At 67.1% G+C, this 16,619-nt stretch carries 13 protein-coding genes; 6 read left to right on the top strand and 7 right to left on the bottom strand.

The genetic code is table 11. The features are described from left to right. Window positions 1–4: 4 nt before the first annotated feature. Together AC4JJG_RS20555 and glgB are read left to right on the top strand one after the other, a co-directional pair. The gene (locus AC4JJG_RS20555; protein ID WP_495402080.1) at window positions 5–2,005 is read left to right on the top strand and encodes a maltotransferase domain-containing protein; all 2,001 of its coding nucleotides are present in this window, start codon (window positions 5–7) and stop codon (window positions 2,003–2,005) included. A gap of 5 nt (window positions 2,006–2,010) precedes the next feature. Beyond that, window positions 2,011–4,242, top strand: a complete 2,232-nt coding sequence (gene glgB / locus AC4JJG_RS20560; RefSeq protein WP_495402081.1) for a 1,4-alpha-glucan branching protein GlgB — start codon at window positions 2,011–2,013, stop codon at window positions 4,240–4,242. 36 nt (window positions 4,243–4,278) lie between these two features. On the opposite strand, the gene AC4JJG_RS20565 is transcribed toward glgB, so the two are convergent. The 4 genes from AC4JJG_RS20565 to AC4JJG_RS20580 form a co-directional block, all read right to left on the bottom strand. Next, window positions 4,279–5,187, bottom strand: coding sequence for a tetratricopeptide repeat protein (locus AC4JJG_RS20565; protein WP_495402091.1), 909 nt, complete (start codon window positions 5,185–5,187; stop codon window positions 4,279–4,281). Between the two features lie 81 nt (window positions 5,188–5,268). After that, window positions 5,269–6,393, bottom strand: a complete 1,125-nt coding sequence (locus AC4JJG_RS20570) for an MFS transporter (protein WP_495402092.1) — start codon at window positions 6,391–6,393, stop codon at window positions 5,269–5,271. A 95-nt stretch (window positions 6,394–6,488) separates the two neighbouring features. Then, window positions 6,489–6,842 (bottom strand): DUF3817 domain-containing protein, encoded by a 354-nt coding sequence (locus tag AC4JJG_RS20575; protein ID WP_495402082.1) that lies wholly within the window; start codon window positions 6,840–6,842, stop codon window positions 6,489–6,491. Between the two features lie 62 nt (window positions 6,843–6,904). Then, window positions 6,905–8,134 (bottom strand): acetyl-CoA C-acetyltransferase, encoded by a 1,230-nt coding sequence (locus tag AC4JJG_RS20580; RefSeq protein WP_495402083.1) that lies wholly within the window; start codon window positions 8,132–8,134, stop codon window positions 6,905–6,907. Between the two features lie 93 nt (window positions 8,135–8,227). On the opposite strand from AC4JJG_RS20580, the gene mce reads away from it, so the two are divergent. Next, window positions 8,228–8,716 (top strand): methylmalonyl-CoA epimerase, encoded by a 489-nt coding sequence (gene mce, locus AC4JJG_RS20585; RefSeq protein WP_495402084.1) that lies wholly within the window; start codon window positions 8,228–8,230, stop codon window positions 8,714–8,716. Window positions 8,717–8,822: 106 nt separating this feature from the next. After that, a complete protein-coding gene (locus tag AC4JJG_RS20590; RefSeq protein ID WP_495405825.1) occupies window positions 8,823–10,022 on the top strand; it encodes a hypothetical protein in 1,200 nt (399 codons plus the stop codon). A gap of 61 nt (window positions 10,023–10,083) precedes the next feature. Here AC4JJG_RS20590 and nucS read toward each other — a convergent pair whose 3' ends face one another. The 3 genes from nucS to AC4JJG_RS20605 all read right to left on the bottom strand — a co-directional run bounded on the left by nucS (window position 10,084) and on the right by AC4JJG_RS20605 (window position 13,547). Beyond that, a complete protein-coding gene (nucS, locus tag AC4JJG_RS20595) occupies window positions 10,084–10,767 on the bottom strand; it encodes an endonuclease NucS (RefSeq protein ID WP_495402086.1) in 684 nt (227 codons plus the stop codon). Window positions 10,768–10,790: 23 nt separating this feature from the next. Continuing rightward, complete coding sequence (gene glsA, locus AC4JJG_RS20600; protein WP_495402087.1) at window positions 10,791–12,245, bottom strand: glutaminase A; 1,455 nt, start codon at window positions 12,243–12,245, stop codon at window positions 10,791–10,793. Between the two features lie 69 nt (window positions 12,246–12,314). Further along, entirely contained in the window at window positions 12,315–13,547 is a 1,233-nt protein-coding gene (locus AC4JJG_RS20605; protein ID WP_495402088.1) for a helix-turn-helix domain-containing protein, read from the bottom strand. 135 nt (window positions 13,548–13,682) lie between these two features. Between AC4JJG_RS20605 and AC4JJG_RS20610 the strand changes: the two genes are divergently transcribed. Together AC4JJG_RS20610 and AC4JJG_RS20615 are read left to right on the top strand one after the other, a co-directional pair. Beyond that, entirely contained in the window at window positions 13,683–15,518 is a 1,836-nt protein-coding gene (locus AC4JJG_RS20610; protein WP_495402089.1) for an NAD(P)-binding domain-containing protein, read from the top strand. 106 nt (window positions 15,519–15,624) lie between these two features. Beyond that, a complete protein-coding gene (locus AC4JJG_RS20615) occupies window positions 15,625–16,500 on the top strand; it encodes a universal stress protein (protein ID WP_495402090.1) in 876 nt (291 codons plus the stop codon). Window positions 16,501–16,619 lie beyond the last annotated feature (119 nt).

The raw sequence follows: 16,619 nt of genomic DNA on the forward strand, positions 1-16,619 counted from the left end.
GCGGGTGATCGGACGGATGGGCATCGACGACATCGAACCCCTGGTCGCCGCCGGTCAGTATCCCGCCAAAGCCGTTGTCGGCGAATTGATCCCCATTTCGACCACCGCGTGGCGCGAAGGGCACGACGCCCTCGGCGTCACGGTGCACGTCGACGGCCCGCGACGCACGTCCACCGACATCCGGATGACGCCCGCGCACACGCCCGACGTCTTCAACGCCTCCTTCGTACCGGACGAGGTCGGTTACTGGGTGTTCCGCATCGAGGCATGGAGCGACCGCTACACGACCTGGCGTGACGCCGTCCTGAAGAAGGTCGACGCCGGTCAGGGTGCCGCCGACCTCGCGAACGACCTCGAGATCGGTGTGGAGGTGCTGGAACGGGCGCGTGCGGTGGTACCGGTGGACTCCCTGGAGTTGCTCGACGACGCCATCGACGGACTCCGTTCCCGCAGGCGCCGTGTGGAGAACCGCATCAACCTCGCGGTCTCCGAGGAGGTCTCGGATCTGCTCGCCGCGCATCCGGTCCGGGACCTGGTGACCAAATCCCGTTCGTACCGGATCTGGGCCGACCGCCGTCGCGCGCTGTACGGGTCCTGGTACGAGTTCTTCCCGCGCTCCACCGGCGGCTGGGACGGCGAGGGCACTCCCCTGCACGGCACCTTCCTCACCGCCGCCGCCGAGCTGCCCCGCATCGCGGACATGGGGTTCGACGTGGTGTACCTACCGCCCATTCATCCGATCGGGCAGGTGAATCGCAAGGGCCGCAACAACTCTCTCGTCGCGAATCCGGACGATGTGGGATCCCCCTGGGCCATCGGCAGCGCCGACGGCGGCCACGACGCGATTCATCCGGCACTCGGCACGGAAGCGGATTTCGCGTACTTCGTCAGCCGGGCAACCGATCTCGGGATGGAGGTGGCACTCGATCTCGCCCTGCAGTGCGCACCCGATCATCCCTGGGCGCGCGACCATCCCGAATGGTTCATGATCCAGCCGGACGGCACCATCGCCTTCGCGGAGAATCCGCCCAAGAAATATCAGGACATCTACCCGCTGAACTTCGACGCGGACCGCAACGGGATCTACCGCGCCGTCCTCAAAGTGGTCCTGCACTGGGTCGGCCTGGGGGTCAAGATCTTCCGTGTCGACAATCCGCACACCAAACCCCCGAATTTCTGGGAATGGCTGATCACCGAGGTGAAGAAACGCGACCCGGATGTCCTGTTCCTGTCCGAGGCCTTCACGCGTCCCGCTCGTCTGTATGGTCTCGCCCGTCTCGGATTCACCCAGTCCTACACGTATTTCACCTGGAAGACGCACAAGTGGGAACTCGAGGAATTCGGCCGGGAGCTGGCGGCGCATGCCGACGAGGCTCGACCGAACCTATTCGTCAACACGCCGGACATCCTGCATGCGAGTCTGCAGCACGGCGGTCCCGGGATGTTCGCCCTGCGGGCCGCACTCGCCGCGACCCTGTCACCGAGCTGGGGTGTGTACAGCGGATACGAACTCTATGAACATGTCGCGGTCGCCGAGGGCAGTGAGGAATACCTCCATTCGGAGAAGTACGAACTGCGCCCCCGTGACTACAAATCGGCGGCGAGCCGCGGCGAATCCCTGGAACCGTGGATCACCTCGCTCAACGCCATCCGCCGCAGGCACCCCGCCCTGCAGCAGTTGCGCAACATCGCTTTTCACCACGTCGACAATCCGGCACTGATCGCCTACTCGAAGATCGACCCGGTCTCCGGCGACCGCGTGATCGTCGTCATCAACCTCAACCCGTTCGGCACCGAGGACTCGACGGTGTGGCTGGACATGCCCGCACTCGGTTTCGACTGGCAGGACCGGTTCACGGTCGTCGACGAGGTGTCCGGCCAGGAATTCCACTGGGGGCAGGCCAACTACGTCCGTCTGGAGCCGTGGCACGCGGTGGCTCACATCCTGGCGCTGCCACCGCTCGATCCCGCTGCCGCGCGACGCCTCGCCGACCGGAGGGAGTGAGCGGCATGACCGACGACGCACACGGCGGGCCGACGCCGGCCGGACCGGATCCTTCGGCGTCCGATCATGATCTGAACCGCCTGCGGTTCCTGACGCACCCCGACCCGCACGCGTTCCTCGGCGCCCACGAGGCACCGGGCGGATACACCATCCTGCGCACACTCCGCCCGGATGCGACGGCGGTGTCGGTGGTGATCGGCGGCGTCGATCACCCGATGACACGGCAGACCGACGACCTGTGGGTCGTCGCGGTCCCCGTCACCGATCTCGTCGACTACCGGTACCGCGTGACCTATCCACGTCCCGACGGGGACGGTACGGACGAGTATGTGGTGGCCGACGGTTACCGGTTCCTGCCCAGCATGGGCGAGATGGACATCCACCTCTTCTCCGAGGGGCGACACGAAACCCTGTGGGAGACACTGGGTGCCCGAACCGTCCGCTACACGACACCCGACGGCGAGGTGGCGGGTACCGCCTTCTCGGTCTGGGCACCGAACGCGCACGGAGTCGCGGTGATCGGCGACTTCGACAACTGGAGCGGGCGCCAGGCGCCCATGCGCATGCTCGGCAGCAGCGGTGTCTGGGAGGTCTTCGTTCCCGATATCGGTGTCGGACACCGCTACAAGCTCCGCGTACATGGCGCCGACGGCGTGGTGCGCGAGAAGGCCGATCCGATGGCCCGCCGCACCGATCCCCCGCCGTCGACGGTGTCCGTCGTCGACCGCTCCGAGCACCGGTGGACCGATGCCGCCTGGCTGGACCGCCGTGCGCAGGGACACCCCGTCGCCGAGCCGATGAGCATCTACGAGGTGCATCTCGGATCGTGGCGGCACGGTCTCGATTACCGCGAACTGGCGAGCGAACTCGGCGACTACGTCCTCGAGAAGGGATTCACCCATGTCGAGTTCCTCCCCGTCGCCGAACATCCCTTCGGGGGTTCGTGGGGATATCAGGTCACGTCGTATTACGCTCCGACAGCACGTTTCGGTTCGCCCGACGACTTCCGCTTCCTCGTCGATCACCTCCACGGACTCGGCATCGGCGTCCTGATCGACTGGGTGCCCGCGCATTTCCCGAAGGACGAGTGGGCGCTCGCCCGATTCGACGGCTCGGCGCTCTACGAGCACGAGGATCCGATGCGCGGCGAGCAACTCGACTGGGGCACCTACATTTTCAACTTCGGTCGTCGCGAGGTGCGGAACTTCCTGGTGGCCAACGCACTCTACTGGTTCGCGGAGTTCCACGTCGACGGCCTGCGCGTGGACGCCGTCGCCTCCATGCTCTACCTCGATTACTCACGGCCCGAAGGACAATGGCGGCCCAACGAATTCGGCGGCCGCGAGAACCTCGAGGCCGTGCAGTTCCTGCAGGAGACCAACGCCACTGTGCACAAACATTTCCCCGGTGTGGTGACCGTCGCCGAGGAATCGACCGCGTGGCCGGGCGTCACGCAGATGACCGACCACGGCGGTCTCGGCTTCACGTTCAAATGGAACATGGGCTGGATGCACGACACGCTGGGCTACCTCGGCCGCGATCAGGTGCACCGCAGCTTCCATCACCACGAGATCACCTTCTCGCTGATGTACGCATGGAGCGAGAGTTTTGTCCTGCCGATCTCGCACGACGAGGTCGTCCACGGGAAGGGCACCCTGTGGACGCGCATGCCGGGCGACGCAGTCACCAAGGCGGCGGGCGTCCGACTGTTGCTGGCCTACATGTGGTCGCACCCGGGCAAACAGTTGCTCTTCATGGGCCAGGAGTTCGGACAGAGCGGCGAATGGGCGGACAACCGCAGTCTCGACTGGCATCAGCTCGAGGGCTGGGAAGGCGAATTGCATTCCGGTATAGCCGATCTCGTCACCGACCTGAATGACGTCTACCGCACCCACCCGGCGCTCTACAGTCAGGACGGGTCGTCGGCGGGATATGAGTGGATCGACGCCAACGACACCGCCAACAATGTGATCAGCTTTCTGCGCTGGGGCGATGACGGCTCGGTGGTCGCCTGCGTGTTCAACTTCTCCGGCAGCGACCGCGACGACTATCAGATCGGGTTGCCGCACTCCGGCCGGTGGCGCGAGGTACTCAACACCGATGCCGCGGCCTACAGCGGTGCGGGGCGCGGCAACATGGGCAGCGTGACGGCGCAGGCCCCCGGCCGCCACAGACGGCCCGCATCGGCGACCGTCATGCTGCCGGCCAACTCGGCGATCTTCCTGACCCCGGCCTGACCGTCACGCGGGCGCGTGACGGTCGCGCCGACGACGTCAGTAGAGCGCGGTCGCCAGCTTCCGGCGTGCCGCGACCACGAACGGCTCTGCGGGATCGAACAACTCGAAGAGTTCGAGCAACCGGGTGCGGGCGCGTGTGCGATCGTCACCCGAGGTCGCCTTCACCACGTCGATGATCCGGTCGAAGGCCGCTTCCGGTTGCTGCGCCATCAGCAGGACGTCGGCGGCCGCAAGCTGTGCATCGACGTCACCGGGCGCCGCCGTGTCGACGATCGACGGATCGTGCGACCGGGCGCGCAGCACGTATTCGAGATTCCGGACGATCGAGGCGGCCTCGACGTTGGCGGGGTCGGCCTCGGCGATCGCCCGGTAGTCGGCCAGCGCTCCGTCGAAGTCACCGTCGTTCATCTTCTGCTCGGCCGCGACCATCGCCGGATCCTCGGGCTCCGGCTCGGCTGCGGGGGCCTGGTCATCGATCCCCGGCAGCGCATCACCCACCTGCGCGAGGATGTCGTCCACCCACTGGGTGATCTCGGCTTCGGACTTCACGCCGTTGAACGCGGCGACCGGCTGCCCGGCGGCGATGGCCACCACCATCGGAATGGACTGCACGCGGAATGCCTGCGCCACACGAGGACTCGCGTCCACATCGATCTTGGCCAGCACCCACCGCCCCTGTGCTCGGGCGGCCAGGGACTCGAGAACGGGTGAGAGCTGTTTGCACGGCTCACACCATTCCGCCCACAGATCGACCACGACGAGCTGGCGCTCGGAGCGGGCCAGTACATCGGTCTCGAAGGATTCGTCGGTCACATCGATGACCGGCCCGGCGGCCGGTGCCCCCGGCGTCGCGCGGGCACCCGCAGGTGCCTGCGGGCGCTGCGCCTGGGATCGCTGGGCCTCGGCGCGCTCGGCCAGAGCGGACAGATCGACGGCTCCGGACATGGCCATCGCGGCGGCCTGCTGCCGTGCCGCGGCGGCGGCTGCCTGTTGCTTGTTGGTGGGTCGCGTCACCCCACCAGTGTGTCACGATCCGGTCGTCGTGTCGGCCGGCCGCCCACGGACGACCCCGGCCGCGAGGACCGCGATCACCAGGGCGACCACGGCTGCCAGAAGACCGGTGGCCAACGTCGTCCGCCCACCGATGAATCCCACGACGGCCGGACCGGCGAGCATCCCGAGGTAACCGCAGCCGACCACCAGGGAAATCGCCCGGCCGCTCGCAGTCGTCGAGAGGTTGCCGGCCGCGGTGAAGATCTGCGGAATGAGGCCCGCGAGTCCCAGACCGAATATCGTCCAGCCGAGAATGGCCCAGCCCGGGGCGGGCGCCGCGATCGCGAGAATCATGCCGGCGACTCCGAGTGTTGCGCCCCAGCGCACGACCGCCACCGGGCCCGTGGCCGCCGCGATCGGATCCACGACGAACCGCGCCACCACCATCGCCGCGCTGAACGCGCCGAAGGCGATGGCGCCGACGCTCTGTTCGACTCCGTAGGTCTCCACGAGGTGGAGCGCACTCCAGTCGTACGCGGTGCCCTCGGCGAGCATCAATGCGAAAGCGATCACGGCGAGAATCGCCATCCGCCGGAGATCGATGCCATGCCACCACCGTCCCGGCGACGTCGCGTGCGGGTGCGAATCCGCCGAAATGCTCGTCGGCGCATCGTCCTTCCGCACGAGTCCCGGCGCCGCCACCACGAGCACCGCGACAGCGAGGAGTGCGGCACCGATCACCGTCTGCGGCACCCCGACGCCCCACCAGAGGGTCACGGCGACGACGCCCGAGCCGACCAGGCTGCCGAGGGAGAAGTATCCGTGGAAGGCGGACATGATCGGTCGACGGTAGCGCTGCTCGACGACCACGGCCTGCGCATTCATCGACACGTCGAGTGCGCCGTTGGTGAAGCCGAACGCCACGAGTGCCCCAGCGAGTTCCGCGGGACTCGATGCGACAGCGGGAACGATGATCGCGACACTCAGCCCGACGACCGCGGCGAGGGTCGTCGGACGGGATCCCCAGCGGTCCAGCACGGGTCCACACAGCTGCATGCCGACGAAGGCCGAGCCGCCGAGCAACAGGAGCAGTCCGCCGAGTTGTTCATGAGAGACGCCCGTGCGATCGGAGATCGCCGGGATGTGTGCGACCCACATGGCCGCGAGGAATCCGTTGATCGCGAAGACCGTCGCCACCGAAACGCGGGACCGGCGGACAGCGGACGGAGGACCCGCCGGGTGTGGTTGCCGGATCAGGCCGCCGCGGCGCGTGTGGTGGGCGTGGTGGACAGCTCACCGAGCAGACCGTTGCGGCGCGCCCACCATTCGAAGACCAGCGTGCCGAACGGGGGCACCGACGACACCAGCGCCAGCAGCGTCACCTTCAGGTTCCAGCCGAGGGGCTTCGCCGACAGCAAGGCGACGATGATGAAGCCCAGGAAACCGATGACACCGTGGATCAGGCCGGGCCAGAAGATGATGTCGTCGTTGTCGAGCACCCGCTTCAGGATCATGGCGATGATCAGGGCCGCCCAGGTCAGCGCCTCGAAGAAGGCGAAGAACCGGAACCGCTTGGCAGGCGTGGAGAAGTCGAAAATCGAAGTCATGATCTCCATTGTGCCCAAACGGTCCGGGTATCTACGACTTTGTGTCGTAGACCTCCCCCGAATCAGTTCTTCGGCACGCGGAGGAGCAGCGCGTCGCCCTGGCCGCCCGCACCGCAGAGCGCGGCTGCACCGATGCCGCCGCCGCGGCGCTTCAGCTCGAGCGCGAGTTGCAGCGTGATCCGGGCGCCCGATGTTCCGATCGGGTGGCCGAGAGCGATGGCACCACCGTTCACGTTGACCTTGTCCGGGTTCACGCCGAGGAGCGCCATCGAGGCGAGTCCGACGGCCGCGAAGGCCTCGTTGATCTCGATGAGGTCGAGATCCTTCGGCTCGATGCCTGCGCGATCGCAGGCCTTGACGATGGCGTTGGCCGGCTGCGCCTGCAGCGACGAGTCGGGGCCGCCGACAACGCCGTGCGGGCCGATCTCGGCGAGCCAGGTCAGTCCGAGTTCGTTCGCCCGGTCCTTGCTCATCACGACGACCGCGCACGCGCCGTCGGAGATCTGCGACGAGTTGCCCGCGGTGATGGTGCCGTCCTTGCGGAAGGCGGGTCGCAACTTGCTGAGCGAATCCGCGGTGGTGTCCGCGCGCACGCCCTCGTCCTCGGTGAACGAGATCGGGTCGCCCTTGCGCTGCGGGATGCTCACCGGGACGATCTCGTCGTCGAAGAGGCCGTTCTTCGCAGCGGCCGCCGCTCGCTGATGGCTCGTCGCGGCGAACTCGTCCTGCTGTTCGCGCGTGAAACCACGGGTCACGTCGTCCTTGCCGGCCTCGACGTCGTTGCCCTGCTCGGTCAGCGCACCCATCGGCTGATCGGTGAAGGCGTCGAACAATCCGTCGTAGGCCATGTGATCGACCAGTTCGGTGTTGCCGTACTTGAAACCGCCACGGCTGCCGGGCAGCAGGTGCGGTGCCTGGGTCATCGATTCCTGACCGCCGGCGACGACGCAGTCGAACTCGCCCGCGCGGATCAGCTGATCGGCCAGCGCGATCGCATCGATGCCGGACAGGCACATCTTGTTGATCGTCAGGGCGGGGACGTCCCAGCCGATCCCCGCCTTGACCGCGGTCTGCCGTGCGGGCATCTGACCCGCTCCCGCGGTCAGCACCTGCCCCATGATCACGTACTGCACGGCCGAGGCCGGAACGTGAGCCTTCTCCAGGGCGCCCTTGATGGCGATGGCACCGAGATCGACGGCACTGAAGTCCTTCAGGGAACCCATCAGCCGGCCGAACGGCGTTCGCGCGCCGGCGACGATGACCGTCGAGAACTGATCGGAATTCGTGGCCATGGGGTACCTCCGGAATCGAGATCGAGCGGCGTCCGATCGGGCGGACCGAGCGCCCGCTCTGTGCGCTTGTCCCCTCAACGCTACCGTTGAAGGATGACTAGCACCGCAACGGACCCCACTTCCGCCACCGCCGCGATCGCCGATCTCGTCGTCGCCATCGATCATGTCGGCATCGCGGTCCCCGACCTCGACGCGGCCAAGCAGTGGTATGCCGATCATCTCGGTTTCCGGACCCTGCACGAGGAGACGAACACCGAGCAGGGTGTTCGCGAGGCGATGGTGGGGCCGGCGGGCGCCGACGCATCCGGTGCGGCCGTGATCCAGCTTCTGGCTCCGCTGAACGAGGAATCCACGATCGCCAAATTCCTTGACCGGAACGGACCGGGCCTTCAGCAGCTCGCGGTGCGGGTCACCGATGTCGATGCGGTGATGGCTCGGCTCACCGACGCTGGCGTGCGGGTGCTCTACCCGGCCGCGCGTCGCGGAACCGCGGATTCGCGCATCAATTTCGTCCATCCGAAGGACGCCGGTGGCGTGCTGCTCGAACTCGTGGAACCGGCGAAGAATTCGGTCTCTCACTGAGGGCTCGGGATATCCGATTTCTGTTCTGGCGCACGCACCTTCGCACGATCGCAAAGGTGCCATACTGAACCGGACCCGACGGGCTCTCTGAGATAGACTCGGCCGCATGTCGACTCCCGGACCGCGGCCACTTCCGTTTGCGATCGTGATGCGCGGCTTTGACCGCGACCAAGTGGCTGATCACCTGCAACGTATGGACGCGGAACTGCGCGTGCTGTCCGCCGATCGCGACGCCGCGACCGCGAACGCGCATGAGCTCGCCGCCCACCTCGACGAGGCGCGCGACGAGATCGAGGAGTTGCGCCGGGAGATCGACAAACTGTCGGTCCCGCCGAGCACCGCCCAGGGCATGAGCGAGCGCCTCGGCCGCATGCTGCAACTCGCCTCCGACGAAGCCTCCGAGATCCGGGCCGAGGCGGCTGCCGAGGCCGCCGAGACGACGTCGATCGCACGCCAGGAGGCGGCTCAGTTGCGCGACGACGCGGAGGCCGACGCCGACCGCGTGCGCACCGCGGCGAACAACAAGGCGCAGAAGACCATCGGCGAAGCCGAGGCCTGGGCGCGGGAAGCACGCGAGAAGGCCGATCAGCTCGCCGCGCAGTCGGCCAAGGACGCCGAGGAGGCCGCTGCACTCATCGCCGAGCGCAAGGCGGCCATGGAGGCCGAGCACAGCGAGACGATGAACGCCGCCCGCGACGAGGCGCGCCGTATCGTCACCAAGGCGAAGGGCGAGGCCGCCGAGCTGGAGCTGCAGAGCACGCGCGCCCGGCAGGCCGAGCGTGAACGCCACGACGCCGACATCGCAGCCCAACGCGAACGGGCACGCCACGAAACCCAGCGCATGCGCGACACGGCGCAGGAGATCGCGACCGAACGCCTCGCGCGTTCGCGGGAGCTCGCGGGCAAGGCCGACCGCGCCCGCAAGCAGGTCGTCGAGCAGCTCAATCAGGTTCGCGAACAGCTCACCAAGATCCCGGCGCAGCTCGTGGAGCCCGATCACGACCTCAACGAGCTCAGCGACGCCGACGACCTCGAGACACTCAACCGTGCGCTGTCCGCCAAGTCCCAGATCAAGCGCCCGAGCAGCAACTCGTCGTCGCAGGGTCCGTCCAACAGCGGTCCGTCCCCGAAGAACACCGCGGGCGGTAACCAGAACACCAAGCAGTCGTCGACCAATCAGTCCGGCTCGAATCAGTCCGGTTCGGGTCAGTCCGGCCAGACCAAGCCGTCCGGAAACCCCCAGAACACCGGCGGCGGCCAGGCGGCCACCAAGAAGGTCCCGGCGAGCCAGCAGGCCTCGAAGTAACGACGTTCGGACAACACGAAGCCCGGCAGGATACGTCCTGCCGGGCTTCGCCGTTCAGGTGTCAGAAGAGGCGGAACTCGGTGCTCTCGGCACCCCGCAGTGCATCGTAATCCAAGACGAGGCAACGGATTCCGCGGTCTTCGGCGAGAGTCCGGGCTTGGGGCTTGATCTGCTGGGCGGCGAAGACCCCGGACACCGGGGCCAGAATCGGATCGCGGTTGAGCAACTCCAGGTATCGGGTGAGTTGCTCCACGCCGTCGATCTCGCCGCGCCGCTTGATCTCCACCGCCACCGTCGCACCGTCGGCGTCGCGGCACAGGATGTCCACCGGACCGATGGCGGTCATGTATTCACGACGGATCAGCGTGTATCCGGGACCGAGTGTCTCCACGTGCTCGGCGAGCAATTCCTGCAGATGGGCTTCCACACCATCCTTCACCAGGCCGGGGTCGATGCCGAGTTCATGCGCCGAATCATGCTCGATGCCCGCGATGGTGATCCGTAGTTCCTCGCCGGCCTTGTTGGTGACCACCCAGTACGCCTGCGCATCGACGCCGTCGGGCACCGCCCCCTCGGTGAGCCAGCAGGGTGGACTCATCCAGTTCAGCGGTTTGTAGGCGCGATCGTCGGCGTGCACACTCAGCGAACCGTCGGACTTGATCAGCAACAGTCGCTTCGCCATCGGCAGGTGTGCCGTCAGCCGTCCCACATAGTCAACTTGGCATTCCGCGATAACAAGACGCACCGGCCCAGCTTAACGCGAGATGCTCAGTCCGTACCGAACGCCTCGCTCTCCCCCACTCGCAGTTTCAGCTGGAACGCCTCGGCATCCCCGACCGCGTCCGCGAGCGACGAGTACACATTCGGGAGATTCGGCTCCAGTCCCCGAAGCCCTTCCGGCGCACCGAGATCCGGCGCTCGATGATCGTGCCGGTGACGTTCGACGCTGGCGCGGACCACCCCGTCGGGATCGACCACCATCATGCGCTGATGCTGTTCGTCGAGCGCGCGGCGGAAGTTCAGCACCATCGTCCGGGCCACCGGATCGATGATCCCGATTCGTGAGATGTCGACGATGGCGACATCGTAGGTGTCCGAATCGTTGTCGAGCCTGCGCAATGCGCTCTCGGCTCCGGAGAACGTCAGGTCGCCCTGAAGTTCGTAGACCCGCACCCGGTCGCGGCAGGTACGCAGATAGCCCTGCTCGCGCTCACTCCACTCCGGCCCGACCTCGAACTCACCGATGTCGTAGAAGGAACGCATGGTGACCCGTCCCTCACGCGACAGGTTGAACATGTGCAGACCGAGATCGGCGGACAGGTGACGGCAGGTCGTCACGCCGCGCACGCTGTTCCCGTGCTCGTCCAGTCGCGGCGAATACACGCCGATGCCCAGCTGGCCGGGGAGAATGGCCAGAATCCCGCCGCCCACACCGCTTTTCGCGGGTAACCCGACCGAGGTGACCCAGTCACCGGCGCCGTCGTACATGCCGCACGTGGTGATCACCGACAGCAGCCGCTGCACCACCTCCTGGGACAGCACCTGCCGCCCCGTCCTCGGATTGACGCCGCCGTTGGCGAGGGTGCAGCCGATCACGGACAGGTCGTCGGTGGTGACGCGGATCGAGCACTGGCGATAGTAGAGATCGAGGGCGGCCTCCGGGTCCGTGTCCACCACGCCGAACGAGTCGAGCATGTACGCGATCGCCCGATTGCGCGCCCCGGTCTCGTGTTCGGACCGGCACACCGCCTCATCGATCTCCAATTGCCTTCCCGCACAGGCCGAATAGAAGTTCAGGATCTCGCCGAATACGTCGTCGACCACCTCCGGGCCGATGTCCCGCACCGGAGGCAGGAGCAGCGACGTCGTCAGGATCGCCCCGGCGTTGATCATCGGATTCTCCGGTCGGAGACGGTCGTCGACGCTGATCGCGTTGAAGGCCTCGCCCGAGGGTTCCACGCCGACCTTCGCGTCCACGGCCGCCGCCCCCAGACGGCTCAGGGCCAACGCATAGGTGAGCGGCTTGGAGATGGACTGGATGGTGAACGCCAGTTCGTTGTCGCCCTGCGCGTACAGCTTTCCGTCGTGCATGCACATCGAGAGCCCGAAGCCGTCCGGATCCACCTGAGCCAGTTCGGGAATGTAGTCGGCGACCGCACCCGCGGTATCGGGCGAGCATTCGGACATGATGTGGCGGAGGTACCCGTCGATGTGGGAGGTCACACGTCCCAATCTAACGTCTCGGGCACCCTGCCCGCGGGCAGGTTCACCGACCGTGCGCAGCGCGTGGGCTCAGCCGGTGCCGCCGACCATCGTCACGTCGACGCCCTCCGCGAACCGATAGGGGTTGGCGGCCAGCAACGCTCCGAGATGTTTGCGGAGCCGCGAGAACTCGGCCCGCGCGGTGATGGCCCGCTCGCCGGTGCCGAACATCGCCTCGGCGAGTTGCGCGGCCGTCCGGCCCTCGGGATGGTCGACGAGGATCGCGAGGATCTGCGCATGTCGCGGCGACAGATGATGCGTCCACGCACCTGCCGTACCGGTCACCGAGAGCACCGGTCGCCGGGGATCGGTGCGGTCGAAGGTGACCGCGGTCGGCGCGTTCGTCTCGGCGGTGTCCACGATCCGGATCAGCCATCCGCCGGGCAACGGCTCCAGATCGCAGTCCCCCAGCCCGTTCAGCCAGGCCCTTCCCGGAACCGGTGTGCGTGGCAGCATCAGCCGCGTCCGCGGCGGAACGGCGTCGACCGCGACGACCCAGCCGGCCCCGTCCACCGCCAGTGCCGGACCGTGCGATCTCGCCAGCATGGGCGCCGCGACCGACCGCAGACGGTCGAGATCACGCCGATGGTGTTCGCGCAGTTGCGATTCCGCCAGCTTCGCGACGGCGTCGACCAGAGCCACGGTCGTGGGATGGATCGTCGCTGCGGGACCGCTGACGTCGACGACCCCGAGCATCTCGCCGGTGCGCGGATCCCGGATCGGGGCACCCGCGCACGTCCACGTGTGGTGACTGCGAACGAAATGCTCGGCCGAGAACACCTGCACCGCCCGGCCCGACATCAGTGCGGTGCCGATCGCATTGGTGCCGACCCGGTCCTCAGCCCAGTCGGCACCCTCGATGAAGCCGAGGCGATCGGCGCGGCGCAGCACCCGGGGTGCCCCGCTGCGCCACAGCACGCGGCCCGACGCGTCACCGACCACCAGGATGTTGTCACCGTCGGCGATCACCGAGTCGAGTCCGCGCGTGAGACCCACCAGCACGTCGGCGAGACCGGATTCCTGTCGCCGCGATTCGAGCTCGCCGGTGTCGATGCCGTCGTCGAGCATGTCGGCGTCGGGATCGACGCCCGCGTGCTGGGCGCGGCCCCACGATTCGCTGATGAGGTCACGCGGGCGCGCAGGCATCTTCTGACCCGACATCGCCGCGTCGTACACGGCCGACAGCAATTGCGCGTAATGACGCGGATCGTCGGCGGCCGACATCGCGGGCTCGGGGACCGATTCGGGGACTGACTGAGACATCACCTCGATTGTGCGCCGCATCACACCGATCGGCAAAGTCTCCGCATACCCATCGGACCGCTACCCCTTGCAACCCTTGTCGTCACACACGACGGGACGGTGTGCTGTGCATCACACGACGACAGGAGGCGCACCATGACGCAGACACTCGAACCGCCGGTCACCGACGACCACGAATCGATCAGCCCACAGCAGCGCGTCGACGCGTGGCTCGGCGAGTTCGAACGAGCCCTGGCCGCACAGGACATCACCCGCGTGGCCGGAATGTTCGCACTCGACAGCTACTGGCGTGATCTCGTCGCCTTCACGTGGAACCTCAAGACGGTCGAGGGACGCGAGCAGATCGCCGACATGCTCGGCGCGCGACTGGCCGACACCACCCCGCGCGGCTTCCGCACGTCGGAGCCGCCGACCTCGGACGACGGCGTCACCTCGGCGTTCATCGAATTCGAGACGGCAACCGGCCGCGGTGTCGGACACCTGCGTCTGCGCGAGGACGACGACACCGCGTGGACGCTGCTCACCACCCTGCAGGAACTCAAGGGCCACGAGGAACCCAGTGGCCGCTCCCGCGTCCTGGGCGCCGTCCACGGTGCCGATCCGGACCAGCGTTCCTGGGCGGAGCGCCGGGCCGATGAGGAAGCCGAACTCGGTCGTGCGGTCCAGCCCTACGTCCTGGTGATCGGCGGCGGGCAAGGCGGTATCGCGCTCGGCGCGCGTCTGCGGCAGCTCGGTGTGCCGTCGATCGTCGTGGACCGGCACGACCGTCCCGGCGATCAGTGGCGCAAACGCTACAAGTCGCTCTGCCTGCACGACCCGGTCTGGTACGACCACCTGCCGTACCTCCCCTTCCCGTCGAACTGGCCGGTCTTCGCACCGAAGGACAAGGTCGGTGACTGGCTGGAGTTCTACACCAAGGTCATGGAGGTTCCGTACTGGAGCAAGACGACCTGTCTCTCCGCCACGTACGACGAGGACGCCGAGCAGTGGACGGTCGAGCTCGACAAGGACGGCGAAAAACTGACCCTTCATCCGACGCAACTGGTGCTCGCCACCGGCATGTCGGGCAAGGCCAATGTGCCGTCCTTCCCCGGGCAGGACGTCTTCGCCGGCGAACAGCATCACTCGAGCCAACATCCGGGTCCGGACGACTACGTGGGCAAGAAGGTCGTCGTGGTCGGCGCCAACAATTCCGCGCACGACATCTGTAAGGCATTGGTGGAGAACGGCATCGACACCACGATGATCCAGCGTTCGTCCACCCACATCGTGAAGTCGGACTCGCTGATGGAGATCGGGCTCGGCTCGCTGTACAGCGAGCAGGCCGTCGAGTCGGGGATGACGACCAAGAAGGCCGACCTGACCTTCGCTTCGCTGCCCTACCGCATCATGCATCAGTTCCAGATCCCCCTGTACGACCAGATCCGCGAGCGCGACAAGGACTTCTACGATCGTCTCGAGGCCGCCGGCTTCGACCTGGACTTCGGCGACGACGACTCCGGGCTGTTCATGAAGTACCTGCGGCGGGGCTCCGGCTATTACATCGACGTGGGCGCCTGCGACCTCGTCGCCGACGGCACCATCAAGCTGGCGCACGGCGAGGTCGATCACCTCACCGAGAACTCGGTGGTCCTGGCTGACGGGACCGAACTCCCCGCCGACGTCGTCGTCTATGCGACCGGCTACGGCTCGATGAACGGCTGGGCCGCCGACCTCATGGGTCAGGACATCGCGGATCGGGTCGGCAAGGTGTGGGGACTCGGCTCGGAAACCACCAAGGACCCCGGCCCCTGGGAGGGGGAACAGCGCAACATGTGGAAGCCCACCCAGCAGCCCGGGCTGTGGTTCCACGGCGGCAATCTCCATCAGTCCCGGCACTATTCGCTCTACCTCGCGCTGCAACTGAAGGCACGCTACGAGGGCATCCCCACTCCGGTCTACGGTCTGCAGGAGGTTCACCACCTGAGCTGAACGCGACTCCTGACACAATCGGGAGCCACCGAGCCCGCGCGCCTGACATCCTGGAGACAGCGCGCGGGCTCGTCCGCGTCCACGATGTCGAGATGGGAGTACTGCGATGAAGTTGCTCGTCGCCTATCTGGCCACCCCCGGCGGAGAAGATGCGGTCGCCCTCGGTGTGGCCCTGGCCAGGACATTGCGCACGGACCTCGACATCGCCCTCATCATCCCGCCCGATGACCCGAGTCCCGACGACGATCACTTCGCCGAGATGCTCGACGAGACGGCGCACCGCTGGCTCGCGGACGCCGCGGCACTCGTGCCGGACGACGTCTCCGTGCGAACACATCTGACCGTCGCGGACCATATCGCCGAAGGCCTGGCCGCGGTCGCCGCCGAACAGGGCTCCACGCTGCTCATCGCCGGCGGCTCCGGCGGCGGGATGGTCGGCCGCCACTCGCTCGGCACCGTCGTCAACGGACTACTGCACTCGTCGGCGATCCCCGTCGTCCTCGCACCCCGCGGCTTCGCACATACCGGCGCAGACCGTATCGACCGCATCACCGCGGCCATCGGCAGCCGACCGGGAACCGAGAACGTCCTCGACACCGCCTTCGATCTCTGTCGTGCCGGCGGCGTGCCCCTGCGCCTGGTCTCGCTCGTGTCGAACGACGACATGGTGCGTCAGCGCTCCGAGGCCGACGAGGATGCCGCCGTCGCTCGGGCGCTCGAATTGGCGCAACGATCACTCGACGAAGCGCACGCCCGACTGCCCGAGGGAACGAGCGTCATATCGGAAGTCGCTCGCGGACAAGACATCGGCGACGCGGTCTCCACGGTCGACTGGAACGACGGGGACGTCATCGTCGTCGGCTCCAGCCGGCTCGCGGCACCTCAGCGTCTCTTCCTCGGCACCACCGCCGCGAAGATGCTCCGCGTCCTGGCCGCACCGATGATCGTTGTGCCGCGAGGAGCTGAGCCGTCCACGGACTAACGAGATCCGATAAAACTTCCCAGAAACGACGAAAGGGCCCAGCGTCATCGCTGGGCCCTTTCGGGTGTTTGTGTTCGGCGGTGTCCTACTCTCCCACACTGGTTAGGGTGCAGTACCAT

It is taken from the genome of Gordonia sp. B8661-1 (genome assembly GCF_059427765.1).

Bases quoted from the DNA above. Each gene is read 5' to 3' on its own strand.
- AC4JJG_RS20580 (WP_495402083.1), bottom strand. From the start codon at position 8,134: ATGGCCACGAATTCCGATCAGTTCTCGACGGTCATCGTCGCCGGCGCG.
- glgB (WP_495402081.1), top strand. From the start codon at position 2,011: ATGACCGACGACGCACACGGCGGGCCGACGCCGGCCGGACCGGATCCT.
- AC4JJG_RS20570 (WP_495402092.1), bottom strand. From the start codon at position 6,393: ATGTGGGTCGCACACATCCCGGCGATCTCCGATCGCACGGGCGTCTCT.
- AC4JJG_RS20575 (WP_495402082.1), bottom strand. From the start codon at position 6,842: ATGACTTCGATTTTCGACTTCTCCACGCCTGCCAAGCGGTTCCGGTTC.
- AC4JJG_RS20590 (WP_495405825.1), top strand. From the start codon at position 8,823: ATGTCGACTCCCGGACCGCGGCCACTTCCGTTTGCGATCGTGATGCGC.
- AC4JJG_RS20610 (WP_495402089.1), top strand. From the start codon at position 13,683: ATGACGCAGACACTCGAACCGCCGGTCACCGACGACCACGAATCGATC.
- AC4JJG_RS20565 (WP_495402091.1), bottom strand. From the start codon at position 5,187: ATGTCCGGAGCCGTCGATCTGTCCGCTCTGGCCGAGCGCGCCGAGGCC.
- AC4JJG_RS20615 (WP_495402090.1), top strand. From the start codon at position 15,625: ATGAAGTTGCTCGTCGCCTATCTGGCCACCCCCGGCGGAGAAGATGCG.
- mce (WP_495402084.1), top strand. From the start codon at position 8,228: ATGACTAGCACCGCAACGGACCCCACTTCCGCCACCGCCGCGATCGCC.
- AC4JJG_RS20605 (WP_495402088.1), bottom strand. From the start codon at position 13,547: ATGTCTCAGTCAGTCCCCGAATCGGTCCCCGAGCCCGCGATGTCGGCC.